The sequence below is a fragment of the Paenibacillus sp. JQZ6Y-1 genome (assembly GCF_040719145.1).
Classification (GTDB): Bacteria; Bacillota; Bacilli; order Paenibacillales; family Paenibacillaceae; genus Saccharibacillus; species Saccharibacillus kandeliae.
On the sequence record NZ_JBFDUZ010000001.1, the window covers coordinates 2,649,510 to 2,672,746 of the forward strand.

The 23,237-nt window shown below is 44.5% G+C and carries 22 protein-coding genes; 1 reads left to right on the top strand and 21 read right to left on the bottom strand.

Going from position 1 to position 23,237, the window contains the following annotated elements; translation table 11 throughout:
• Positions 1 to 92: 92 nt before the first annotated feature.
• Positions 93 to 1,289, top strand: coding sequence for an MFS transporter (locus ABXR35_RS11330; protein ID WP_367061374.1), 1,197 nt, complete (start codon positions 93 to 95; stop codon positions 1,287 to 1,289).
• A gap of 219 nt (positions 1,290 to 1,508) precedes the next feature.
• On the opposite strand, the gene ABXR35_RS11335 is transcribed toward ABXR35_RS11330, so the two are convergent.
• From ABXR35_RS11335 to ABXR35_RS11430, 21 genes are all read right to left on the bottom strand, one after another.
• A complete protein-coding gene (locus tag ABXR35_RS11335; protein WP_367059690.1) occupies positions 1,509 to 2,210 on the bottom strand; it encodes a YitT family protein in 702 nt (233 codons plus the stop codon).
• A gap of 491 nt (positions 2,211 to 2,701) precedes the next feature.
• The gene (locus ABXR35_RS11340; protein WP_367059693.1) at positions 2,702 to 4,117 is read right to left on the bottom strand and encodes an MFS transporter; all 1,416 of its coding nucleotides are present in this window, start codon (positions 4,115 to 4,117) and stop codon (positions 2,702 to 2,704) included.
• Positions 4,118 to 4,214: 97 nt separating this feature from the next.
• Positions 4,215 to 4,730 (bottom strand): hypothetical protein, encoded by a 516-nt coding sequence (locus tag ABXR35_RS11345; RefSeq protein ID WP_367059696.1) that lies wholly within the window; start codon positions 4,728 to 4,730, stop codon positions 4,215 to 4,217.
• Between the two features lie 53 nt (positions 4,731 to 4,783).
• Positions 4,784 to 4,996 (bottom strand): DUF6985 domain-containing protein, encoded by a 213-nt coding sequence (locus ABXR35_RS24060; RefSeq protein ID WP_436669331.1) that lies wholly within the window; start codon positions 4,994 to 4,996, stop codon positions 4,784 to 4,786.
• Positions 4,953 to 5,426: an Imm30 family immunity protein gene (locus tag ABXR35_RS11350; RefSeq protein ID WP_367059699.1), complete on the bottom strand. Its 474-nt coding sequence runs from the start codon at positions 5,424 to 5,426 to the stop codon at positions 4,953 to 4,955. The genes ABXR35_RS24060 and ABXR35_RS11350 overlap by 44 nt, the downstream gene beginning before the upstream one ends.
• 431 nt (positions 5,427 to 5,857) lie before the next feature.
• A complete protein-coding gene (locus ABXR35_RS11355; RefSeq protein ID WP_367059702.1) occupies positions 5,858 to 6,763 on the bottom strand; it encodes an ankyrin repeat domain-containing protein in 906 nt (301 codons plus the stop codon).
• A 382-nt stretch (positions 6,764 to 7,145) separates the two neighbouring features.
• Entirely contained in the window at positions 7,146 to 7,655 is a 510-nt protein-coding gene (locus ABXR35_RS11360; protein ID WP_367059705.1) for a cytoplasmic protein, read from the bottom strand.
• A 246-nt stretch (positions 7,656 to 7,901) separates the two neighbouring features.
• Positions 7,902 to 8,501, bottom strand: a complete 600-nt coding sequence (locus tag ABXR35_RS11365) for a pentapeptide repeat-containing protein (RefSeq protein ID WP_367059708.1) — start codon at positions 8,499 to 8,501, stop codon at positions 7,902 to 7,904.
• Positions 8,502 to 8,607: 106 nt separating this feature from the next.
• Complete coding sequence (locus tag ABXR35_RS11370) at positions 8,608 to 9,021, bottom strand: DUF600 domain-containing protein (protein WP_367061377.1); 414 nt, start codon at positions 9,019 to 9,021, stop codon at positions 8,608 to 8,610.
• 103 nt (positions 9,022 to 9,124) lie between these two features.
• Entirely contained in the window at positions 9,125 to 9,592 is a 468-nt protein-coding gene (locus tag ABXR35_RS11375; RefSeq protein ID WP_367059711.1) for a toxin-antitoxin system YwqK family antitoxin, read from the bottom strand.
• A gap of 196 nt (positions 9,593 to 9,788) precedes the next feature.
• Positions 9,789 to 10,277 carry a hypothetical protein gene (locus tag ABXR35_RS11380; RefSeq protein WP_367059714.1) on the bottom strand — a complete coding sequence of 163 codons (489 nt, stop codon included), beginning with the start codon at positions 10,275 to 10,277 and terminating at the stop codon, positions 9,789 to 9,791.
• On the bottom strand, positions 10,274 to 13,084 hold the full coding sequence (locus tag ABXR35_RS11385) for an AHH domain-containing protein (RefSeq protein WP_367059717.1): 2,811 nt from the start codon (positions 13,082 to 13,084) through the stop codon (positions 10,274 to 10,276). The genes ABXR35_RS11380 and ABXR35_RS11385 overlap by 4 nt, the downstream gene beginning before the upstream one ends.
• A gap of 94 nt (positions 13,085 to 13,178) precedes the next feature.
• Positions 13,179 to 13,562, bottom strand: coding sequence for a DUF4280 domain-containing protein (locus tag ABXR35_RS11390; protein WP_367059720.1), 384 nt, complete (start codon positions 13,560 to 13,562; stop codon positions 13,179 to 13,181).
• A gap of 187 nt (positions 13,563 to 13,749) precedes the next feature.
• Positions 13,750 to 14,316, bottom strand: a complete 567-nt coding sequence (locus ABXR35_RS11395; protein ID WP_367059723.1) for a hypothetical protein — start codon at positions 14,314 to 14,316, stop codon at positions 13,750 to 13,752.
• Between the two features lie 216 nt (positions 14,317 to 14,532).
• On the bottom strand, positions 14,533 to 15,165 hold the full coding sequence (locus ABXR35_RS11400) for a hypothetical protein (RefSeq protein ID WP_367059726.1): 633 nt from the start codon (positions 15,163 to 15,165) through the stop codon (positions 14,533 to 14,535).
• A complete protein-coding gene (locus ABXR35_RS11405; RefSeq protein WP_367059729.1) occupies positions 15,162 to 16,652 on the bottom strand; it encodes a phage baseplate assembly protein V in 1,491 nt (496 codons plus the stop codon). The genes ABXR35_RS11400 and ABXR35_RS11405 overlap by 4 nt, the downstream gene beginning before the upstream one ends.
• Positions 16,649 to 17,248, bottom strand: coding sequence for a hypothetical protein (locus ABXR35_RS11410; RefSeq protein ID WP_367059732.1), 600 nt, complete (start codon positions 17,246 to 17,248; stop codon positions 16,649 to 16,651). Before ABXR35_RS11410 ends, ABXR35_RS11405 begins: the two co-directional genes overlap by 4 nt.
• A gap of 39 nt (positions 17,249 to 17,287) precedes the next feature.
• Positions 17,288 to 18,064 carry a DNA and RNA helicase gene (locus tag ABXR35_RS11415; RefSeq protein WP_367059735.1) on the bottom strand — a complete coding sequence of 259 codons (777 nt, stop codon included), beginning with the start codon at positions 18,062 to 18,064 and terminating at the stop codon, positions 17,288 to 17,290.
• A 102-nt stretch (positions 18,065 to 18,166) separates the two neighbouring features.
• Positions 18,167 to 20,854 carry a molecular chaperone gene (locus tag ABXR35_RS11420; protein ID WP_367059738.1) on the bottom strand — a complete coding sequence of 896 codons (2,688 nt, stop codon included), beginning with the start codon at positions 20,852 to 20,854 and terminating at the stop codon, positions 18,167 to 18,169.
• A gap of 61 nt (positions 20,855 to 20,915) precedes the next feature.
• A complete protein-coding gene (locus ABXR35_RS11425; protein ID WP_367059741.1) occupies positions 20,916 to 21,605 on the bottom strand; it encodes an iron-dependent peroxidase in 690 nt (229 codons plus the stop codon).
• Positions 21,602 to 22,942: a hypothetical protein gene (locus ABXR35_RS11430; protein WP_367059743.1), complete on the bottom strand. Its 1,341-nt coding sequence runs from the start codon at positions 22,940 to 22,942 to the stop codon at positions 21,602 to 21,604. Before ABXR35_RS11430 ends, ABXR35_RS11425 begins: the two co-directional genes overlap by 4 nt.
• Positions 22,943 to 23,237: the final 295 nt, after the last annotated feature.

Below are 23,237 nucleotides of genomic sequence, written 5' to 3' on the forward strand. Positions count from 1 at the left end.
TCATGAGTATATGAATTTGCAATTTGAAATGTTACGATACATAGATCGTAGAAAAAGAAAATTTCAGAAACAGGAGAGAAACCATGCAAAAAATGGAAACTACAGAACCAATCACGAATCAAAGTGGTCGCTTTCCGATCGCTCTATTCTGCCTGACCGCTGGCGCTTTTGCCATCGGGATGACTGAGTTTGTCATTATGGGATTGTTACCCAACGTGGCAGAAGACCTGAATGTCACCATCCCACAAGCAGGACAGCTTATTACCGGTTACGCGCTTGGCGTCGCTGTTGGTGCACCAATTCTCACAATCGCTACAAATAGGATCGCGCAGAAGCAATTGCTGTGTCTGCTCATGCTCATCTTCATCGTCGGCAATCTGGTTGCCGCTCTTGCTCCTAACTATGAGCTGTTAATGGGTTCCAGACTAGTGACCGCCCTTGCGCATGGTACATTCCTTGGAACAGGCTCTCTCATTGCTGCAAGGCTGGTACGACCGGATAAACGAGCGGGCGCCGTATCCATGGTACTCGCTGGATTGACCATCGCGAATATTATCGGAGTGCCTTTTGGTACACTGATTGGTCAACAGCTTGGCTGGCGTGCTTCGTTTGGTGCGATTACGATTATGGGCGTGATTTCGTTAATCGGCATCATTTTGTTAATTCCCAAAATTCAGCAAACCGAGCAGCCTCGTCTGAGTAAGGAAGTCAGCAGTTTGTTTCAGCCACAGGTGCTGCTTATTCTCGCCACGGGTGCCTTTGGTTGCTGTAGTATGTTCACCGTCTTTACGTATATTACGCCACTTCTGACCGATGTAACCGGATTTCAGGAAAGTAATGTAACTTGGATTCTGGTCATGTATGGTGTTGGGGTGACACTGGGTAATATTCTCGGCGGTCGTCTGGCAGATTGGAAACTGATGCCTTCCGTTATTACCATCTTCGCTATCCTATCAGCGCTGCTGATGATTCTGTCTGGTGTGCTGCATATTCCGGCGCTCGCCCTGATCTTTATTTTCCTGTGGGGTATGGCTGCGTTTGGCATTATGCCAGGCATTCAGCTACGCATTATGAATCTGGCGCATGAAGCACCTCGTCTGGCGGCAACATCCAGTCACTCTGCGCTGAATCTGGGTAATGCAGCAGGTGCTTTTCTCGGCGGTGTTGTTATTACACATCTCGGTCTCGTATATGTACCACTGATCGGCGGATTGATTGCTGCCGTCGGTGTTGCTGGAGCCTTATTAAGCTATTATATGGTAGAAAAAAAGCAACAACGCAACGCGTAGTGTGATTGTCTACCGCATTGTATTATCAGTAAATAAAAGAAAGGGCGCGCTGTGCGGATGATGGTCCGTACAGCGCGCCCTTTCCTGTTGCAGACTTGGCTGCTCAGTTGTCTGTGTATCACGATTACCATAATGACAAGTAACAGTCATCGTAACCCGTCGGTACAATGAGAATCTAGGTAGCGGATGGCGATTCGCCATCATCAGCTTATCCATCGATTAAGACGAGCGCGGCAGTGTAGACGCGGTTTGAACCGGAACCTGCACTGAAGACGCGGCATCTTTGACTTTACCGACTGTAAATGGCATTTTGAATTCTACTGTTACCGTCCAAGTGATCATCTTACCTGCCAGCCATACTGCCAGCATCGTAAACATCGTTTCCTTGAATGGCATAAACAGAAGACACAATCCAAGTACAATCACATCACCAGCAAAGAAGACATTACCAATCTTCCAGCCTTTCCAATCACTGATCAAACGGGACAATACATCGTCGCCTCCCGTGGCCCCTCCATAGCGGAGAACAATACCTGCGCCCAGTCCGGTTAGAACACCGGACAATACAGCAGCTGCCAACATGCTTCCGTGTAAGTCCACGACAAACGGCGATAATTGCTCAAATCCCGCATAAAACAACGAGAATGCTCCCGCTCCGAGCAGTGTCATTAGCATAAAGCGATGACCTTTTAGCCACCATGCCAATACAATGACTGGAATGTCTAGCAGTAATGTACTCCATGCCGGCGACCAGCCGAACAAGTACTTGCCGAGCAATGCCAGACCTACAAATCCGCCTTCCGACAGATTGTTGTGAAAATTAATATGATAATAAGCAAACGCAAGAATAAATGTACCGATCAAAATGGCAGCGATCTGTCCAGCCACCTTTGTCCAATTGTTATTCGTTGTTCTCCTCATGCAGGTTCCCTCTTTTTCTCGTAAGTGTGGTCGTAATAGACCTGTTCTTACGGGAGGTGCACCTGGAGGACTTCATCCTTCGCATACATGCTGCTCCTTTTCCGTAAGATAGGCCGAATATGGGGCACTACTTTACGGAAAAGCTACGTGTAGGAGAGATCATAACGTTTCCAAATCGTCCTTTGGGAAATCATCCTTCGGGGACACATGGTATCCTGATCCTTTCTGGTGTTAGAGTTAAATTCTATCTCTATTATACCACGGCGATGTCATTGCTAAACAACTTGCCTGAAAGCCGTATTCTGCAATAAGCCGCAATGGTTCGGAATAAACCGCCGTTATCCTGTCATATTACGCGATACGTTCACTATCCTGTATGGTTTGCTTCATTATGCGACGTTTCTCGCGAAACCTGTACATATGCTGATTTGATGCACTTTTGGATGGGTATGATTTTTTGATTTTCCGCGAATCTAGCGTTTACAGCGCATTTACAATTCACTGGACGTATCGGTATTATCAGTATATTGCTTGAATGCACGACGGTTGAGCAGCCCATAACCAAATGCGCATACGGACAGTAGTCCAGCGAGCACGTACAGATTCACAATCCCAAATTGCTCGGCAACCCAACCCATACCAAGCAGAGAGATACAGAAGGTAAAATTGAGTATGGCATCCTGCGCCGAGAATACTTTGGGCAATTGCTCGCGACCTACGCTTCGTTGCAGCAATGTACGTCGACTGACTGCTGCCAGCTCTGTAGCCGGGCCCATCACGATGACTAATAATAGCGCAAGCAGTGGAATCGTATTGAGGGCAAATACAACGGTAAGGATCGAATATACCGCAACACCGACTAACATGGCGATGAATTCTTTGCCTTTTAACCGATCCACTAATCCCACTACGAGCAAGCCGCCACCGATGGCTCCTCCAAAATAAGCTGTATTCAAGAATCCCCACCATTCCTCGCCCTGACCTAGCGCTTGCTGGACAAAAGCGAGCATAAACACACCTACCCAGACGGAACCGCCTAGCATATCAACCATATCCATAAATACCATCGTACGGATGCTACGTGTATGCCAGATCAGCTTCCAGCCTTCGGTTAATGTGCGTAAATGGCGTTTCTCGATATGCTGGGTATCGTTTGTTTCTTGAAGCGAATCGGTTTGCTGTGTTGCAGTAGTTGTGAGAGTTTCCTTTGATACGTTGTTATTTTGATTGTTTTCTGTTGTGAATTTTGCAGGTGATGTAATATTAGGTTTAGAGGCGTCGGCAACGAGATCATGATGAGGTTCACGAATAAAGATCGTAAAGAACATTGCAAATGCATAAAAAACAGCTGCCAGCATCAATGTAGGCAATGCTCCGATCCAAGCGACTAAGATGCCGCCCATTGCCCAGCCTGCACAACGAATCATTTGGTCGCTAACCGAGACGATGCCATTGGCACGCAGCAAGCCATCCTTTTCCACAAGGCGCGGCACTAGACTATTGCGCGCTGGCGTTGTCCAGCCGTCCAAAAAAGACATTGCAAAAATCAGTGCAAATACGATGGTCAGCGAAGCCTGTATGCCTGCTGTCCATAAATAACCTGCCAATACGGAGAAGATGAAAAACTGTCCGAGCTGGCAAAACAATAATAATCTTGGCAAATAAAAACGCGCCAACACAAGCGGCGCAATCAACCCACTAAGCAGCTGAGAAGCCATACGAAAAAATGGTACAAATACACCCGCCATGATCGAATCCGTTCCTGCCAGTACAAAAGAGACAAGTCCCATGATGTAGATGATGTCTGCGGCGTTGGATACGGTTTGTGTACCGATCAAATAATAGAATGAGCGATGCTGCGCAAAGGGAAGCCGCGATTGCGAGGATGAAGAAGTCGTTGTTGTCATGGCTCGTATACTCCTGAGGTAGATTTGGTTGAATCAACCTATATTGTAGCATGATTACCACATATGCAATTAAGAAATACGCCTTCTTTTAGTTCTACTATTGGAAATAATTTCGCCCCTGATGTATCCAATATTGCTCTGACACAGGAATATGCTGTAGAACATCTTCGTATCGTCCTTCCCATCCATGTGGAACTAGATTTTCAAAAGAAGCAGGTTCAGGAAAAGACGATAACAGCATTTTCGCATCAAAATCTACGAACAGAGATGGCGCACATTCTGTTACAAATGAGAAATCTTCAGACAGCTGCCGCTCTTGGTGCTCTGACCCTTTCAGGTTCAATAGATATTGCTGTAGTTCTGCTGACTTCACTTCATAGTCTGCAATATTTTGTAAAAATCCGTCTACCGTCGTTTCATCCAACACTCCAATATGGAATCGTTCGTTGTAAGTGCCCGGATGTGGAAGCGAATATCCTTGTTTGAGATACGCTTGTTCCAACTGTACCCAATCCAGATACCACCAGTCCTTCTCGGTTACGAACCAATAGAATGTTTGACGATAGCGGACAGCAACAATAATATGTTGAGCATATTCAGGTTGGAGCTTCATGGGGTCACCCGCTTTGGAAATTTTAAAATAGGAAGATAGAATAAGATGATGTATTATGTATCATTTCTTATTATTGTGCAATGAAATAACAATCCAACGTTTCGTTCTGGATGAAGATAGCCATAAGGAATGATCATACTGTCCAAGGTGATCATAGGTATAATATCCGCTACCGTTTGGATATGGGGATAGTCCTCGTTTTCTTGAATATCATATCCCAGTTCAAACCTTCGCTGCTGATAATAGGCGAGTTGTCTGCTCAGCATATAATTCTGGTTGTTCTTTTTGAATGTCAAGTAACAGGGTTATGATCCTTTGGCATATCGGTGCTTGGATATTGATCAGAGCTTGTTCATACAGCGTAGTTAACTCAGTAGATTCTAATACTCTTTTATGAATTTGCTCTGTCCAAAATTCCGCTTTGGGCAACATACACGGTATATTGTCAGCAAAAATTTCAAACCCTTTAGGTGTATGGTGGTTGAGCAAAATATAAAGTAGTGTTTCGACCATTGTATCACCAGCAGAAGCTTCACTAATCTCATCTTCAAATATACAACATAATTTAGGAATATCCGCTATTGTTCCTTGAATCGATAAATCATTCAAAAGCTGCTCAAACTCTTCAATGGTATCTCCTTCACTTTCCAAGAAACGCATCTGGTATAGCCGTTCCAATTTTGCAGTATTGTCCATGAGTTCCTCCCAATTTTATTTTCAGTTATGATATGTAAAATATGGAAGTATCCCAAATGGATTCTCCATTTTGCATAGTTTTATGTAATTGATGTCTTTTAAAAATTTCACTACCCATTTCATACTATACTTCAACTTAGTTTTACGTCCCTCATCTTCATCACAATAAGTTTTGGTACAAAAAGATTGAGGAATAAGGGAAATAGATAGTCTACCATTTTTTCTACTGTATATAATCCTGTTCTCCAGCTATTTAGCTACAACTTCATCTATAGTTAGAATTTTTGGTTGCATAAGCATGTCAACACCCTTTCATTATACTCTTACTCATTTTATGAGATGAAAATTATATACAATAAATATTAATAGGAAACAATATGAATGAAACCTAGGTTTGAACATTCATGGAATTGGTACAAGCAAGAAGCTATTCAATTATACTTGTCTTGCAACAATTCAATAGCAGGATGAAATTTGAGCTGCTGGGCTAACTTCAAAGCATCTATATCCTGCATAAACTCATTGGAATATTTTATATTCAGATCGATTCCTGAATCCATTATAACTTCTACCGCTTCTACATTCTTTGTTCTAATTGCTGTAAAAAGAGGGTTTAATTTAGGTGAATACATGTTGAGTTTCATGTGTTTATCAATCAGCAAATTCACAATGTTATTATGACCTTGAGCAATAGCTGTATTTAATTCTATTCCTGAAAATTTATTAATATCTATGCCATGATCAATCACCCAAAGTGCTACTTCTACATTATTATTTAGCAGAGCACTGTTTAATATGCTGCCATCTATTGTTGTAATATCGATTGAAATTTCTTTATTCTGAATCCATTTCTGAACTTGCGTATTTTGATGCTCTGACATTGCTTTATTCAGTTTATGGCATTGCTCCGCATAATCGGGAGATTCTCCCCATAAGCAATTTTCGTTATAGCGCTCTATAAATTGATCATATTCTGTAGTGCCTGGTTTAGGTCCTTCGATAACAGCCTTTTGAAAAACTTGTGGAGGACTATATTCCTGATCCAAAATAGATTTCAATATCGTATCGGGTGCAGCAAATTTTTGGTCAGTTTTATTGCTAAGTACTCTAATTTCAGAATAGCCCAATTTTATTTCATTTCCTCTATACTCAAAAGAAGTGGGATGAGAATGACGCTGCTTGTTAAATGGACATTTGATATATTCATATAAAGCCTCAATAAACTCAAAAGAGGGTTTGGCGCGCGGAAATTCTTTATTTGTATCTAGCCATCCAATATTTTGTGAATGTTCGAAATGATCTTCTGAGTAGTACGTTAAGTCTTCGTAAAAAGTCAAACCGATGTTCCTCCTTTATTCTGTAAGTTCCATAAATTTTAATAATCATCGTCACCGCTCACTATAAAACCAAGCACCAACAATTGTTTGATTTGAATTAACTATTTGTTTCATTTGTTCTTCGGAAAGACCGTTAACATCCAGAACATCTACATGCTCTCTACTTCCCCATTTAGTTAATTCATTTTCGAAAACTTTAAACAAATAGGGCAAATCTTCAATTGCTCCATCCTGATTTGATTGTCAGCTAATCTATATAAAAATAATGAAGACGAGCAAATTATAAATAGCTGCTCATCTCCGCCCTACGATATTAAATTAGAAATTGGGATTTGTTTTATTCTTTATTAAGTTTCCTAGGATGTTTCATAGTGTGCAATGCTTATCTTTCAAAATCCCCGCTCGGCTGATAAACGATCGGTTGCCCTTGGGGATATGGTCCTTCCCAGCTACAAGGCCAACCGCCAGCCTGATATATTTTGAAAATATGTTCATAAAAATGATCTTGTTGACCATTGATCAAGCGATTTAAAGCACATTTATATAAATCAGATTGAACTTCTTCATTAATATCCCAAACATCTATAGGGAAAAACTCTTCATGATAATTTTCTTCGTCTGAAAAAACATCGTATAATTCGTCCTCTAGTGTTTTCAAATCCTCATCACTAGAGATAATGTTCAACACTTTAGAACTTTCATTCGATTTTATATTCTGCCATATTACATCAACCGATTCTAAATCTTGAGACCAAGCCAACTCTTTCGCACGTTCAAAATCATCAATGACTGAAATATTTAAATCCATAGTTCTAGCATTAGTAAATAAAAGATCATTTTTGATAAAAGCAATTACTTCTTGTACTAAGGCATCGTTTTTTCCGTATCTCATTTATTTACCTTTCCGGTAGTTCTTGAGTTGTTTCTACTATCATTTTATCTGTTTTGCATTTCATGCTGTCAATTGCAACTGTATAAAGTCAGGCTTATTTCTACATATCTACATTAGAATAAGTTTGTAAATCCGTCATTGTTAAATGAATTTTATATAATGGATTCTCTGGCAATATGAAATGGATCCATTTCCTTTTCCTCTACAGGATTTATATCATAAATATTTATAACATCATTTACGAATTTACTTTTCAAAAATGCGTTCTACTACCCCCGGGTCAAATATAGCATTTGTTATATTGGCTCCTGTCCAATCAACATCCTTCAGAATGGAATTCGTAAAATCGGCGTTATCAAAATCCCCATTTCTTAAAGAAGCCCCGGTTAAATCCGTATTTGCAAAACTTGCTTGCTTGGCAACTGTCCCAGTTAGATTGGCAAAACGAAAGGTAGAAAAGTTAAAAGAACTCCCTATCAATTCAGTATTTTCAAGATTTGCCTGATCAAAACAAGTTTTTACGCACATACTAATATTCATTTTACTATGGGACATATTGGCGGCATTTAAATAAGCATCATCAAATTGACAATCTGCCATATCAGCATAAGAAAAATTAGTGTTTCTCAAATTAGCTCTGGAGAAATCGCAATCAAGCAAAGAAGCATGACTGAATATAGCTGCTTCCAAATTGGTATTCACAGCTGAAAGACCGTCTGCGATTAGTTCAGAAAAGTCCACCATACTTAAATCGATAGTGTCTATATTCAGACTTTGAATACTTTGACGTGAAGCTGTATATTCACTAATATGAGCAATCCACTGCTTTTTATTCCAATTTTTCATGTTAGACTCCTAGACTTTTAAAAGTAAGTTCGTGCAGTCAATCCAAAAGGTCCATTTACCCCTAAATTGACAGATGCAGGCTGTGCACAGAAATCCATTCAACGCTTCATTTTTCGATGAAATGAACAGCTTCAAACCACTCTTCTGCAATATCATCTGCATCTTTTACAGGATCACTTGAATAGACTAGATCATACTTGTACTCTGCTTCTAATTGATTGGCGGATACATCATAAACTAATTTCATCTCCGTCATTATATCCCGTTGCATTTCTTTGCACAGTTTTATTATTCTCTCTATATCCTCATTTAAAATTCTCAAGACTGCTTTTTGCCTACCAATGGAAGAATCATAAATAGACTCTCCATTTTGCATGGCTTTATGTAATTGATGTCTTTGAACAATTTTACCATTTATTTTGTAGAAAAAGTCAGTTGAAATGAATCCTTCTTCGTGTGAAGCATACACATAGATTTTTTCAGCTTTATGATGTACATACTCTAAGCAAATCCTGATCATATCAGCTTGAATTTCACTAAAATAATCTTCAAATCCTTTATTCAATATTGTCACCCCTGAGTTTAATATTGCTTTATCAAATGTCTAAGTAGTATATAAAATTTCAATTATGTGCAGACCAGTTATCGTACTTCTCAATCATTTCTTTTTCAAATGCGCCCGCTTCTAATTGTTCTGAAATAACATTTCCGTATTCATTCCATTCTTTATAGCTCTTCTTAAATCCGTATTTATATGCTGCCATCATTTTGATTTGTCTGTTTTTATGCCATGAGATGTATATTCCATGCGTAGTACCCTTGATTATTTGACGATATAAGGATGGCAATCCATTCTCAAAAAACTCTACATATTCTTTTTCTTCGATTCCATTAATATAATGAGCATAATATACTACTTTTCCATTTCTATTTTTTTCATATACCAATCCAGATATTAGCTTCCCTCCTTCCTCTAAAGGTCGATCATACAGTTCCTGTCCTGATGTTCCAGAATAACAGACATCATCAGTAAACTCTGTTCCTTTAGCCACAATTTCATCTATAGTTAGAATCTTTGGTTCAATATGCATATTAACATCCTTTCATTACTTGATTGGATAGAGTACTAAAATCATCTCTTTATTATGTATTTAAAAACAGTAACCTACTGGAGCTATATAGGTTACTGTTTTTAAGATTTTTAAGAATATGAAATGTTAGTGGTCTCAAAATTGTATCGAATGTCTAAGTCATTTTTGAATAGAATTGGGTCTATATGATTTATATTCATTTATAATATGCAATGATTTGTCCTTCATCAGGATAATTCCCTTGCCAGCCACAAGGAAAACCTCCCGATTTATATATTTGTAGTATAGTTTCATAAAAGGTATCTACTTTACCATTGACTGCACGATTGATAGCACAATTTTTTAAATCAACAACTACATTTTCAAAAAAGGCACTGTATTCTTCTGGTATACTTTCTCTCAATATATCAGCTATAACTTCTGTGAGATCCTCTAAACCTTCTGGTTTAGATTCTGCATCCAATTCATATAGTTTTCCTTTCACCTCCGAATTTTCTAACTGTCTAATATCTGACCATGTGTATTCATCCTCGCCATACAACTCGTCAAACGCATATTTTTCAATGTCTGAATACTCATTTGTTATCACAATACCTTTTGGTTTTTCTACAGAAACTGCATGATTCATTTTTCTAGCTACGTCAATAACTTCCTCTACTAGAACTTGATTTTTTCCATATTTCATAATTTATCAAACCACCTTTCCCACATTTCGACTGTAGCTCCTCCGCCTCTGGCCCAGACAGGTTTAATTTTATCTTTATTATTCGCGCGATGAATAATATATTCATCCATTCCTTTCGATTTAATTTTTCTCAACTCTTTGTTTAGGTAATCATCTTTCAAGTATAAAGGCAATCCTTTTTCTTGAAGCTTCTTCAGTTTTTGTTGTAAATCATACACTTGTTTTTCTAATACATCTACATTCTGATTAATATCTAATGTATTCAACTTTTTTTCAACAAAATCGCTATAAACGGAGTGATATCCTTGATGCCTTGAAGTTGGACTAACATGCTCATCAGGAATACGTAGAAAATAACCATTGGATGCATGATCCAAGTCCATTCCTATTTTTTGTAAAACGGGATGTTTTTTAAAGTCCGCAGGAATGACATGTTGCGCTTGATATGGAGTCCTTTTTGTGGATCTAGGCAACCCCATTTCCTCAAACATATTTTTACCTAACTTTTGTGAGCTTCCCCCTGTAACTTTGCCTGGTTCTCCGGGTATTAATCTTACTTTTTCATTTGCTTCATTCATCACCTTATTATAATTCCGCTGCACGTCCGTCTCCGGTATACTTCTACTCTCCATCCGGTTTACATTGCTACTGCCCATATCCATGTGGGCTCCATTTACAGTAGCCATTTGTTGACCGCCAAAACCGCCGCTTATTTTCTGTCCCAGTCTGCTACCGGATTCGCCGATCTGAGTGACGGCATCATTGAAGCCTTTGCCTACGGCTTTAACTCCATCTTTAATGGCTTTTGGTGCAGCTTTCACACCTTTGCCGATCATTCCGCCGATCGCTTTACCTGCTTTGGAATTCACCACACCTACGGTTGCAACGCCGATACCGGCACTTATGCCGACAGATTTCCAATCCAATTCGGATAAACTTTTGCCCTGCAACATCTGGCTTGCGACGTCTGACACTGCATTCTCGGCAGCGCCCAATGCCATTTTACCAGCAATGGCTCCGCCGGCTCCAAACGGACCAAAGATTGCCCCCGTCACGGCTCCGATAAACGACTCCCGCAATGCGGTCGCCGCATATTCCCCGAAATCGCTCACTTCCCCTCTTGCGATGTCGGATGCGGCCTGTACACCGACGGCGATTCCGCCAGCGGCCACCGCGCCAACGGCTACGGCACCGACGATGAGAGGGCCTGCCCCCAATGTAGCAACGGTGAAGGCTGCCAGCGCGGCTACGCCCACAACGATGGCGAGTCCGCCTAGTACGTTGCGACCGAGCTTGCCCCAATCAAATGGTTTGGGCGGGTCTGGTGGTGGCGGTGGAGTACCTTTTTGTGGTGCATCTTCATACGCAACATATGCGGTACGGTCGCTGCCGTCTGCCCATACGTTTTGACCGAGCAGATGATATTCGCCCTCCACAGCGATGCCAGAGGATGCACCGGTTTTGTAAGCCATGATCATCTCGGCGGCATTTAGGATGACTTTCTTTTTACTCTTCAGTACGATATCTTCTTTACCCGTAATGGTCAGTTTTTTCGGACTACGGATTACGACCCCGACGCCGTCTTGCAGACTGATCGACAGGGTACCGTCGGGATTGCCATAAAAGTGAACATGATCCGGGGCAATCTTCAATTCATTGCCGTGCTCGCTGCCATAGTAACGTGTATTCGGATCTCTTGTTTTGGCTGCGGTGGCACCATTGGTACGCACCGATCCCAGCACTTGAGCATGTAATCCGCTACCATCTGGATGATACAGACTTGCTTTTGTACCAATCTGCGGCATGCTGTACATGGGGCTACCGGTTGGCGGAGCAAATGGATACCAGTGCGGGTCAGCCTTGCCGTCGTCCTGATCCACATCCAGCTTCAATTTGACCTCTTCGCCGCGTACGTCGAGTACGGTCCCTTCTAGTGACACACCGACGGCTTTGTCATTTAAAATGATCGGATGCCGTACACCTGATTCGCGTGCAAGCACATAGTTGAACAGCAGCTCGCCTTTTTCCATATGAGCGTGCAGTTCTTTGACAACCAGCTGCTTGTCTCGGAAACGCACGCGGTCGCCGATTGCGAGCGGCTCGTTATATTGTAATTCGTATCGAAAAAAGTCCGTATCATGCAGTTCCGCTCCGGTTGCAACCGCTCGCTGATACGCTGCCAAATCCTTATGCGCCGTATATGGTGTATGATCTGGCACAACCACGTCCTTGCCTTCTGGCAAACCAAAATGCAAATACGGCTTTACTGATTTCAGCATATCACAAACAATAACCGCCTGTAATGTGCTCGCCAGCCGCTTGCTCAGCTCCCAATCGGTTTCCTCATATTGCAGAGTGGCATCGCCGATAGCTTTATCTGCTCCAGTGTGAAATTCCATCTCACTACCTGAATAGTCCTCGATCACTTTGTTCAGCAGCTGCTCATACGTCTGAGTCGGTTCGGGAAAGGTACGCTTGCGCTTTTTGACATCCCAGAGCGATGATGCACTAATGCCTTCGATGCTAATTTTATGTACGCTGTTTTGCCGATAGGCTTCCACTTTATTGACGACACCGCGAAATAAAGGCTGCTCTATGCCAAGCCCCATCCAAATCGGCGTATTATAAAATATTTCAATCTCATCTTGTACGGAGGCCGTAAGTGGCATCTCCATCTGCAATTGCTCGTCCATCCAGCCAGTGAGCAGCAATTTGGCATGCTCGCCGGGCTGCCAGTCGATTTGCAGTTCGTGAATATGCAGGAGTGGATACGGGCATTTGACCCTAATTTGATCGTAACCAATCACCTTGTCGACCTCCGATTCCGATGTAGCTGTAGTTGGTGCTGCTTTTTCAACATAATGATGTGCCTGCTACGCTGTTGTTACTATTCCGTTATTGTCATTCCTGTCCACTGGTTTCAAAGGTGATGCTTCCTTTGTACATGCACATATGGCAAGAGGATGTCGTTAAGGCAGGCTTGCTCTCGACGCGCGTCTTTTCCATCGTATTCATCCACGGCTGCATCAGCATTGGGGTGCATGGTTTGCCCTGCACTTGTCCGCCGCCTTCGCCAACCAGATACACGGTAGCCGAGCTAGGATTCGCGGAACTGCTACACACGCCAAAGCTCGGCACATTGACCGGTTTGTAATCGTCCTCGTTCATCATAGGCTGTGTTTTGACAAAAGCACCGTGACTGGCAGGCAGATTGATTTTGCGTGGATGGGAACCACAGTTGCAGCGCATGGAAGCACCACGTACGACGTAGAATTCATCTGACATCTTCTGTTCCTCCTTGCATGACAGAATATTGGGATGGGTTGAACATTAGAACGTATATATCCGTGCATGTTCTATGCAGGATCATTTTGGAACCGTTGCGATGTATCGTATCCCTGCATGTCTATGGTCCAAGCGAATACAATAGATCCATCCATACCTATATACATAGACAATGCTTTTGGAACGATTAGCGTGTATAAGAGTCTGCTGGCCGATACATTGTTTTAGGTGCCGCCAGTTCTAGCTTTTGCAGCTTGATCCCGGTCATATCGCGACGCAGAATGCTTTCTGCTACATCGAGACGAACAATGATTTGTGGCTTGGCGCTTTCGCCGATCTTAAAAATTTTACGACGCGGCAATTTGCTGCTATCCAGTACAATATGCTGCAACAGGGTACGATCTGAATTCCATTCGCTATCCTCGTGCAGTACATCCACCGCTGCTGGAAACGCCAGATGATACGTCATTTGCAGCGATAACTCTGCATTCATCAGCACGACGGGATGAAAGCTCATATGCGGCTCGTACATTTGCCATAATTTCATCATGCGGCTGGATAATAGCGGTAGCGCCTCTTCCAAATAATCCAGATACTCGCTATCTTCGTGGCTTTGAATATACAAGCCTAGCGGCTGCTGTAAATCGCCGGGCTGCACAAATTCAGGCTTTAATGCAGGGAGCTGACGACTAAGCGGTTCTAGCTGTGGAAAATCCGTGTAGCGCCAATCCTGTGTAAGCAGAAAGTAGTCCATATCGCCATATCTCCTTTTCCCGCAATGATGTATCGCTTGCGCTCCATGTCATTGTATTATCGAAGTTACACATATACCTTCGTCTATCCTTGTTCACGGCTCGGACTCGGACTTAAGATGGTGCTTTGGGCTTCTTTATTTGAAACATCATTGTTGTACATGCCCATTCTTTTTTTAGAAACTTACGGATGGTTATTTCCCATCCTTCTTTTTAGATTAGACCTGTCCGTGATTCTGCTGCACATCCGCTTGCTCCAGCCCTTCCTGATGCAATAGCTCGCATTCATCGTGGAATTCGCCAGCATAGATACAGCAGTCAGATGTTTTATGGAGTGCGAGCCATGATGGATGTTCTAGCCAATGTGGCAGTAGTGCGTGTAATACATGCACAGTCAGCATATGGTATTTGATGGCTTCCAACTGCATTATCTTCTCTATATCCATCACGGTGATGCGGCGACCATACGATTTGCGTTGTTCTTTGAGCTGCTGCATCCGTTGAAATAATGGATCAAATATCAAGCCAGCGTTCCAGTACGCGTGACTATCTGTTTCGTCCAAAAACCAGCGATCGTCATGACAATGAATCTGATACATCGCTTGATCATCCAGCAACGAGGTGCGCAATAAGGAGATATAGATGTAGCGCACTGGTCCTTTTTCACCTTGGTGCTGTAAACGGGCTGCTTTGACACATGCCTGCTCTAGTGTAGACAGCAGGGTATCGATCAATGTCTGCTCCTGCTCCGTGCAATTCTGCTCAATGATCGGTACATCATCTAGCCAGCCCTGTAATACATGCTGTTCTAGAAATTCCTGCATCGCTTCATCCCGGGTAGGCAGTCTCATTCGATATTCACCTTGCCTCCCGTCAGACGCACATCATCCTTAATATTGACGGTCGCACCGCCTTGTACGAAGTCGACGCCCTCTTTGCCTTCGATCATAATCTTCGTTTTGCCTGTAATCTCGATATCCTCGTCAGCCGTCATAATAATCTTCTTGTTGCTGTTGATCTCAATCCCGCCCTCGTCAGTCAGGCGGATCAGTAGCTCGCCGTTAGCGATAATCTCCACCGCTCCCGGCTTGAAAATTACCTGCTTGCCGTATTTGGTACTGATGCTCTTGACTGCGGGATCACTGCGTTTGACCGGATCGGATGATTTTAGATCGACTGAGCTGGCGACAAACGCATGCTGCTCGCGTTCATTGGGGAAATACAGCCGAATCTGATCATTGACCTCTGGCATCGCATACCAGCCACTGCCATCGGGTGAAGAATAGACCGTTGAATACGGAAACCACATAGCGCCGCTATCTTCAGAGCCTTGGTCAATATCCAGCTTGATCTTGACCTGATCCTTCATAATGTCGATTACCTTGCCGAACAATGAAGAGCCGGACAGTTCATATGGCCAGATGATGCGATTGCGGAAGCTGGGACGGTCGCGCAACATATATTTTCCCATCAGCACTTCGTCGTCAATCCCGATTTCGGCAGATGCAATATACAGCACCTTATCCAGAAACTGTACAGGAGTACCTAATTCCAATAGCTCGTAACTACTCACTTCATAGCTAATGCTGGATTCTTCCAGATCATCGGGAATATCATTGTTCGCTTTGAGCTTATGCTCCATCAGGTCTTTTTTGACCGTGTAATTGTATTCGTTCAGTATGATCGGCGTATCGCCTTCCGGCACACCAATCATGAGCTTCAATCCGGGCTGGGTGGACATCGGAATGAGCGGCGCATGCAGACGGGAAGCGAGACGTTTGAGAAATGCCCAATCCGTTTCCTTATTCTGTACAAACAGTTCACCCAAGTATTGACCGTTGGAAGCTTCGTCCAGCACCTTTGCCTCGGTATAATCTGACGCCACATGATTGAACAGATCGCGATATGTATCTTCGGTTTTTTGGAACGAGCGCTGCTTTTTCTCAATATCCATTTTGGACGTTAGACTTTGCGCTTCAATATGCAGCTCCCGTACGCCATGCACGGCTTTGATCGAGATATTGGTTACGGTGCCTTGAAACAGCCGCTCCCGCTCGCTGTACACATCTTCCAGCAGATTCGTAATAAATACTTCGATCTGCTCATTTTCATCTGCATGTTCTACATATTGATCCATCAACTCCTCCGGCACGATACCACTGAGGGTAAAGGTCACATGCTCGTTCAGCTGCTTCACGATTTTGAGATCGAGGATGCGTTCAAACTGATACGGCTGCACATCCAGATCGCCAATGCTGAAAATATCGGGAAACAGCATCGGCAGTTCGCCATTCGATAAATCCGGCCATTTGGATGATGAGGTGGGCATAAAGCTCATTGGATCGTTCCCCCTTCCGTTGTAGCTTTCGTGTGGATCGTATGCAACATTTGCATAATCAACGGACGCCAATCCGCATGACTTTTATACGGACAGCTAAATCCGCCCATAATCGTCTCCCCGTCCAATTCCAAATAAAACATCAAGCGATACGCAGGCTGATCCAGCGCCGGGCTTTTAAAATCAAAATAGCCGATACTCTTGCCGTTTACCTGCTCTACCTTTTGCTCGTAAAAGACATTCGTCGGCTGTACATTGCGGATCATCTGCTTCATTCCGTCGACCAATTCAGGAATCCAATCATCCTGTAACGGCTGATCCACATGCTGAAAGGTAAGATCCACCTCACAACGCCCATTTGTCAGAATAACCGCCGGACGATCTTCATACGGATATTTGGCTTTTTGCATCGACTTGGACATTAACTGAAACGATTCCGGTACATACATATGCAGCCGATCGTCAAAAAAGGAACGCGGTGCAAACGTGTATGTTCTCCCCTCCGCTTCAACCGGTCCGCTCAAAATATCATGATTGCGCTGTTGTTCTTCCCATTCATTCAATACGGCAGCAATTTTCTCATCTTCAAATGGCATCGGTGATTCCTCCCTGTGTTGTCAGCTAAGCTGCATATATTAATCCACGATCATCCGTCCACCGGGGCTGCGACCATTCCAGCGAGACGAGCTTCGTTTACCACGGGCAGCATCCTGCAAAATAACAGTCAACTGGCGGTGCAGCCTCATATTGCTGCCACTGCCGGGTTCGGTCTGATTGCGAGCGGCGATATAATGTTCGACCACGGTGCGCTCAATTCGCTGCGCATTTAATACCATAAAAGCAAATGCGTAATCCGCTGCATCCTGTGTGCCTGTCTGTAACAGCTCACGGGCAAAACGGTGCAATATCTCTGGTCGCAGTGTATCTTGACCAATACCCGCATAACGCGCAGAGACGGGATTCCATGTGTTAAACTCTGTCACCATATCAGCAAAATCCACATAATCCGATCGCAGAATCGCGCCCTGCTTCAATTTAAATCGTCCTAGCTCCAGTTCATCCGGCGTAGGCGGCTGCTCTCCCAGCACCAGCACTCCCGCCAACCGATCAAAATCACTATTCGATCCATGATCTTCAAACCGAATGCGCAAAATTTGCTCCTGTTCTGTCGCCTTGTAAAATAGCCGCTGTGGCTGCTCTAGCATATACAGGTGATCACGAAATTTAACCAGCCCCGGTGCTACAATCAGCTCTGCCGGATCGACAGTCACATTCGCACCGTTGATAATGCCGTCGCTATATTCGTCGTACTGAATATTTGCTAGTACACGCGGATAATCGCGCACCTGCTCCAGCATTTCCGTTTTCAGCACGCGTCCTTTTTCAAAACGAGGTTGTATATACGTAAACACTGCACCACCTCCTTTCGTTTACGTGTCATTGATTAGCTGGTATAGCGATTGAGCGCTGCATCCGTTCACTACATAGTGCATAATTCTATATCGCTGTTACTTCTACTTCGTACCGTCGAAGAAATCCAGCTCTGATAGATCATTTTCAAAAGCAAAGAATTGGCGATCTGCCACATAGAGCTGTTCGTTATCCCGCAGCACCGGTACGATATGGAAGCCCCAGCGCTGTTCGCCAGCAAAAACGAAAAATTTCGTTTCTCCATTGCTAATGCTATCCGTCTCGTCCTGAATGATATAAGCGCCGTACATATCTTCAATTTCCTCGTATACTACCGGACGGAAGCTCTCTGCCCAGCCTTTGTATACGTATCGGTGACGCAAGCTGCCATCATCCGCCCACACGAAAAATTCAATCTCTGTCGTATGCTGTGGACGCGATACATTGCCAAAGGTACGACCGCGCTCCAGACTACGAATAAGCGTCATCTCCTGACGAGTATGCGTATACGCCGTCACCGAATATGGAATCGCTGGTGTTTCATTGGTCAGTACTGGCTTGATCATACCGATCTTCTTAGCATTCAGATAGCGAATCGCGCCGCGCAGACAGGCAAGCTTCAGGTCTGGCACTTGACTGTTTTCTTTTGTTTTCTGCCGAAATTCGATGCTGCGTCCCGGTACAAATTCTTTCAAGGCTTCGCGGAATACGTCAATCCGGCATGATTGTCCTGTCAGCTTGATAATCGAGAAGTCCTGCAATCGTCCATCCTGATAAAATTCATCCAGAAACTTGCGTACAATCTCATAAATATCCGCCTTGATCAGCTGATTGATCTCACGAATATTAAACACGACATCTGGCGGACGATACTCGTTGCGCAGCCGTCCATCTGGTTCTCCGACTGACAAAAACCAGCGATCGACGCGCGTAATTTTAATATCGCTATCCATCGTCATTTCACTGTCATCATGAAAGCGACTGCGCAAAATGCCGGTTTTGCGGAAAAACTCCTGCTTCATCTGATCCGCCATTGCCCACAGAAAATAGAAATTACCGCGTACACGCTGATACTCGTCTCGACTACGCTGCTCATAATCGCGGTACTTGGTCGGGATGATCTTTTCCGCTTCCAGATAGCGTGCTTCCATGCCCTCATATACTGCATGAATGCCGTATTCATCGACATACCGGAACAGTTCTGCACCCGGAATATCGATCAGTGCATCCATATCAATCCGGCGCTGTTGACCGCTATACCATTCAGCAAAGACGATCTTCATCCACTGCATAATCCGATATGTAATATTGTTGCCGCCAAAATTGGTATCGCCATTTTCATAACTGGTGTGAATATCCAGACCATAGGAGATACGACCCTCGTGAATGCTGAATCGGCAGGAGCTAAGGTCAGTCGTACCGCCGCCACAATCAATGACCAGCGCTTGATATTCCTCGCCGTCCACATAGGTTCCTTTATCAATCTGATCGGCAATCGTGTTATAGAGTACCGACATACCTTCATCCAGTGCATCCTCGGTTTCGATCTCGTACTCTGGCAACATGCGGGTGAACATATCTAGAAACTGGGTTTTCAGTTTGACTGGGCTGGAAATATGCAGATGGGTAAATCGGCATTTGAATTGCTGCTCTGCCGTTTCTACCACATACGACATATATCCTTTCAAAATATCGCCACGAGTTAGATACGCTGTATTGCCTGCCGCGTCCATCAGCTCCTCGGTGCGATCATAATCGTTCACCCAGCGCTTCATGCCGCGAAATACGGTCGCACGGCTGTTATGCCCATTGCGCTGAATATAAGCGAGTGCATCATAGCCATATACCATCTGCACATTGTCCGCATCTGCACAATCTGCCGCCGCAGACAGAGTCGGCAGTAGCTCCAACCACTGCTCCTGCTTGTCGGTCACATTGGGAAAGACCACATAGTTGATCTCGTCGCGCTTACGATATGGTGTATTCTGACCGAACAGCCGATCCTGATTGCGTGATCCATATTCCTCCTGCTGTACTGCTTGTCCGTATCCACTACCAAGATACGCACCTGCTGTCGTATTCGATGTACCAAAATCAATAGCCAGCACGGTATCGGTTGGCTCAGGAATCCGAATTTCTAGCTCAGCTACAGGCACACGATAATAATGCAGATTCGCTGGAATCAGCGGGCGGTCGCTATAATACGCATGATATAGATAATCCGAATCCTGTCGTCTCGTAAAATACAAGCTGTAATTCTGGTTCGCCGTCATCCGATATTCCCAATGACTTGGTGCAGTCAGCAAATATTTGCCTGGCTCATCTTCCAGCCCTTTCACATTCAAAATGCCGCAAAGCTCGCCGTTATCGTTCACAAGTAGCACATTCTCGCCCAACCCCGGTCCAGCTTCGATCATATAATTGTCGAGTAAGCCTAACCGAATCCCTTGATACAGCACGATACGAGCAGGTACACGAATACTGCCATGATCCGGCTTTTGCGCATTCAAATACCGTCCAAGCACCGATACAATTCGCTCAAATCCGCCTTTGCGATGACGTTCAATCCGCAGGGTATGCTGCATACCACGGAATTTGAGAATGGTACGGATTAGTTCCTCACGATCCAGCGTACCGGCGATACCTTCGACCAGTCGCTCCTTGTAGCAAATATTCCGCAGTTCAAAGGTGGTCATTTCCTCCAATTCATCTCGGGTGAAACGCGCCTGACCTTTGCTGCTTTGACGCTCCAGCGGATGATTGTGCAGCCGGTAAGAGTATGTTTTGTTCATGTGCGATCATCCTTTCGTTGTCCGTATGCCTATGCGCGATACGGCGTATCGTGATGTTGGGTCAATAGAGGGCAATGCCATCGATCTTCATCGTCTCATCCGTGCCGACTAACCCGAAATGATGGCTCCAGTACATGCGTACCTCAAACAAAATCGGTACAAACAGCAACAGCAGCAGATTCACTCTGGCGCGATTGCCCTCATGATCCGGTTGACCGATATACACTAGCAGTTCTTGACGCTCATCCCGATTCACATATATGAGTGAGCGCGGGAACCAGCGTCGCAACAGCTGTCGCAGTAAGGCAATCGGCTCTCCCATTTCATACAGCCGTAGCAATTGCTCGCCCAGCTGCTCCTGTTCATCCCGATTCAACATATGCATATATTGCGCTGCTTCAGCGCCGAATACACCCTGTTCCAGATCATGCAGGATAAAGCGAATTTCATACTCGCGTCTCGTCATCCCCTCATACCGATCAATATGTGCGAGAAAGTGCATGATCATATCGAAGAGTATGAGCCGCATTTCCTCATCCTCTTGCAGATCAGGATGAAACCAATGCTTGAACAAGGTTTCAAACCGATAATACGGATTCAGCTCTACACGCTGCTCAATCTCGGTCGCATTCAACTCATTCAAGCTTAGCTCCATATACGGCGAGTAGCTTTGCGCCGGTACAAAGGTGATGGACGATTCAGGTATGCCCTTGTCCTGCGCGCGTATGAGCAAATCCCAAATATAATTCATATCCATACTCCTTTGCACCGATATTCTGGCAACCGGCGTTGTAGCTCGGCTACAAGATAATGAAGCTGATCCTGCTGTAAAAAGGCAGGTAACGCTTGAGATGGCAGCTGTCGAAATTGTAACGTCAGTAGCGGGCGATGGGCATCCGGTCGGATATTATCGCCAAGAAATTCGTTTAGATCTAGCTCGTTATACTCGGTACGCGGTGGTACGGATACAGGCGCTTGGGAGTGGGGTTCCGTTTGCATATCGACCAGCTTTATGCCTCTGGCATAAGCTAGCATATGTACCAGACGTTCCAATTCACCGCGCGTACGAATCGGTAAGGATTGTCGCTCTGCATGATGATGGGCAAATGGATCCTCGTATCTGTTATCCAGCAGCGGATAGGGACTATGAGTATATCGCGATTCGTCGGGACGATGAATTTGCAGCACCTGCCAAAAGCCAGATCGTTCCTCGGTCGATACAATCGTCATATCCTGTGTGCCGCGCTTAATATACCGAATATCCTCCGCAGACGCATCGACTGCATACCCATGCTCCGTTCCATAGCGCTGCAATGTGATCAGATGCTCATAATGAATGCGATCTAGCGCAGGCATCGGAAATCCAGTGCTCTTGATACGCAGCTGCTGTACATTCCAAACTGGAATCCAGCCCGGTCGCTGATACGACTGAAATTCCTCCATATCCACTGTAATCGACACAATTTGCTCTTCCGGTGTCGGCTGTACCTCCCAGCGTTGTAGTAGGACATCCACGAATTTATACAGATATGGATGGTATACCGTTTTCCAGCCCAATCCGCTCAACTGGAAGCTGGCATATAGATGCTCTAGCTGCGCTGCATAATCATACGATGGACGCAGCATCGTATGGACATCGTATCGACCAGCATTGGTCGTCACGACTGCGCGAAAGGTTCGTCCACTGCGTGCCAGCTGCTGCACCTCAGCCGTCTCCATTTCCAAAAATAAGCGGCACAAGCGCTGCTCCGATGCTCCGCCGATACCCTCTTGCGCTGTACCGGCAGATAGCAGCTCTCGGATATTCAAATGCTGTTGCTGTACGTCTTCTGGCAAAACAGGATATAGAAACGTACGTGCACTGTCCCAATCCTCTTGGCGGCAAACCGTTCCATAGATGTCGTATCGGTCGCTGATGGTACGGCTCTCTTCCATAACGCGCTGCTCCAGCCGATTCAGCATTTGCTCCTGATGGTCAACCATGTCAATCAAAAAGTCATTGACCAGCTGGCGCATCAGTCGGCGATCGTCCAGTTGGGTTAGGCGTTGGATCCGGTCTTGCATGATGGCTTGCAGCTGGCTTTTCATGGTGGGGCTCCTTTGGGAATGACATATTTGGTGCAGGTATGCGGGGACGCTCCGGGAAGAGATAGGGGAACGTCCTCCGATGGAGCCGCAGGAATCTACGGATTAGGAATAACTTGTAGATTCCCGCACTCCAAAGTCGTCCTTTTCCCCTATTCTCTTCCCTCCGCTCCGTGCATATGCACTATGTTCAGTTTCCAAAGGCTTAGGGTGGGGCAGGGTATTGATTGAAGAGCAAGGTCAAGGGCTTTGGAAGACTGAGATATATTTTGATGTTGGTTCTTTTGATGGTCTTTTT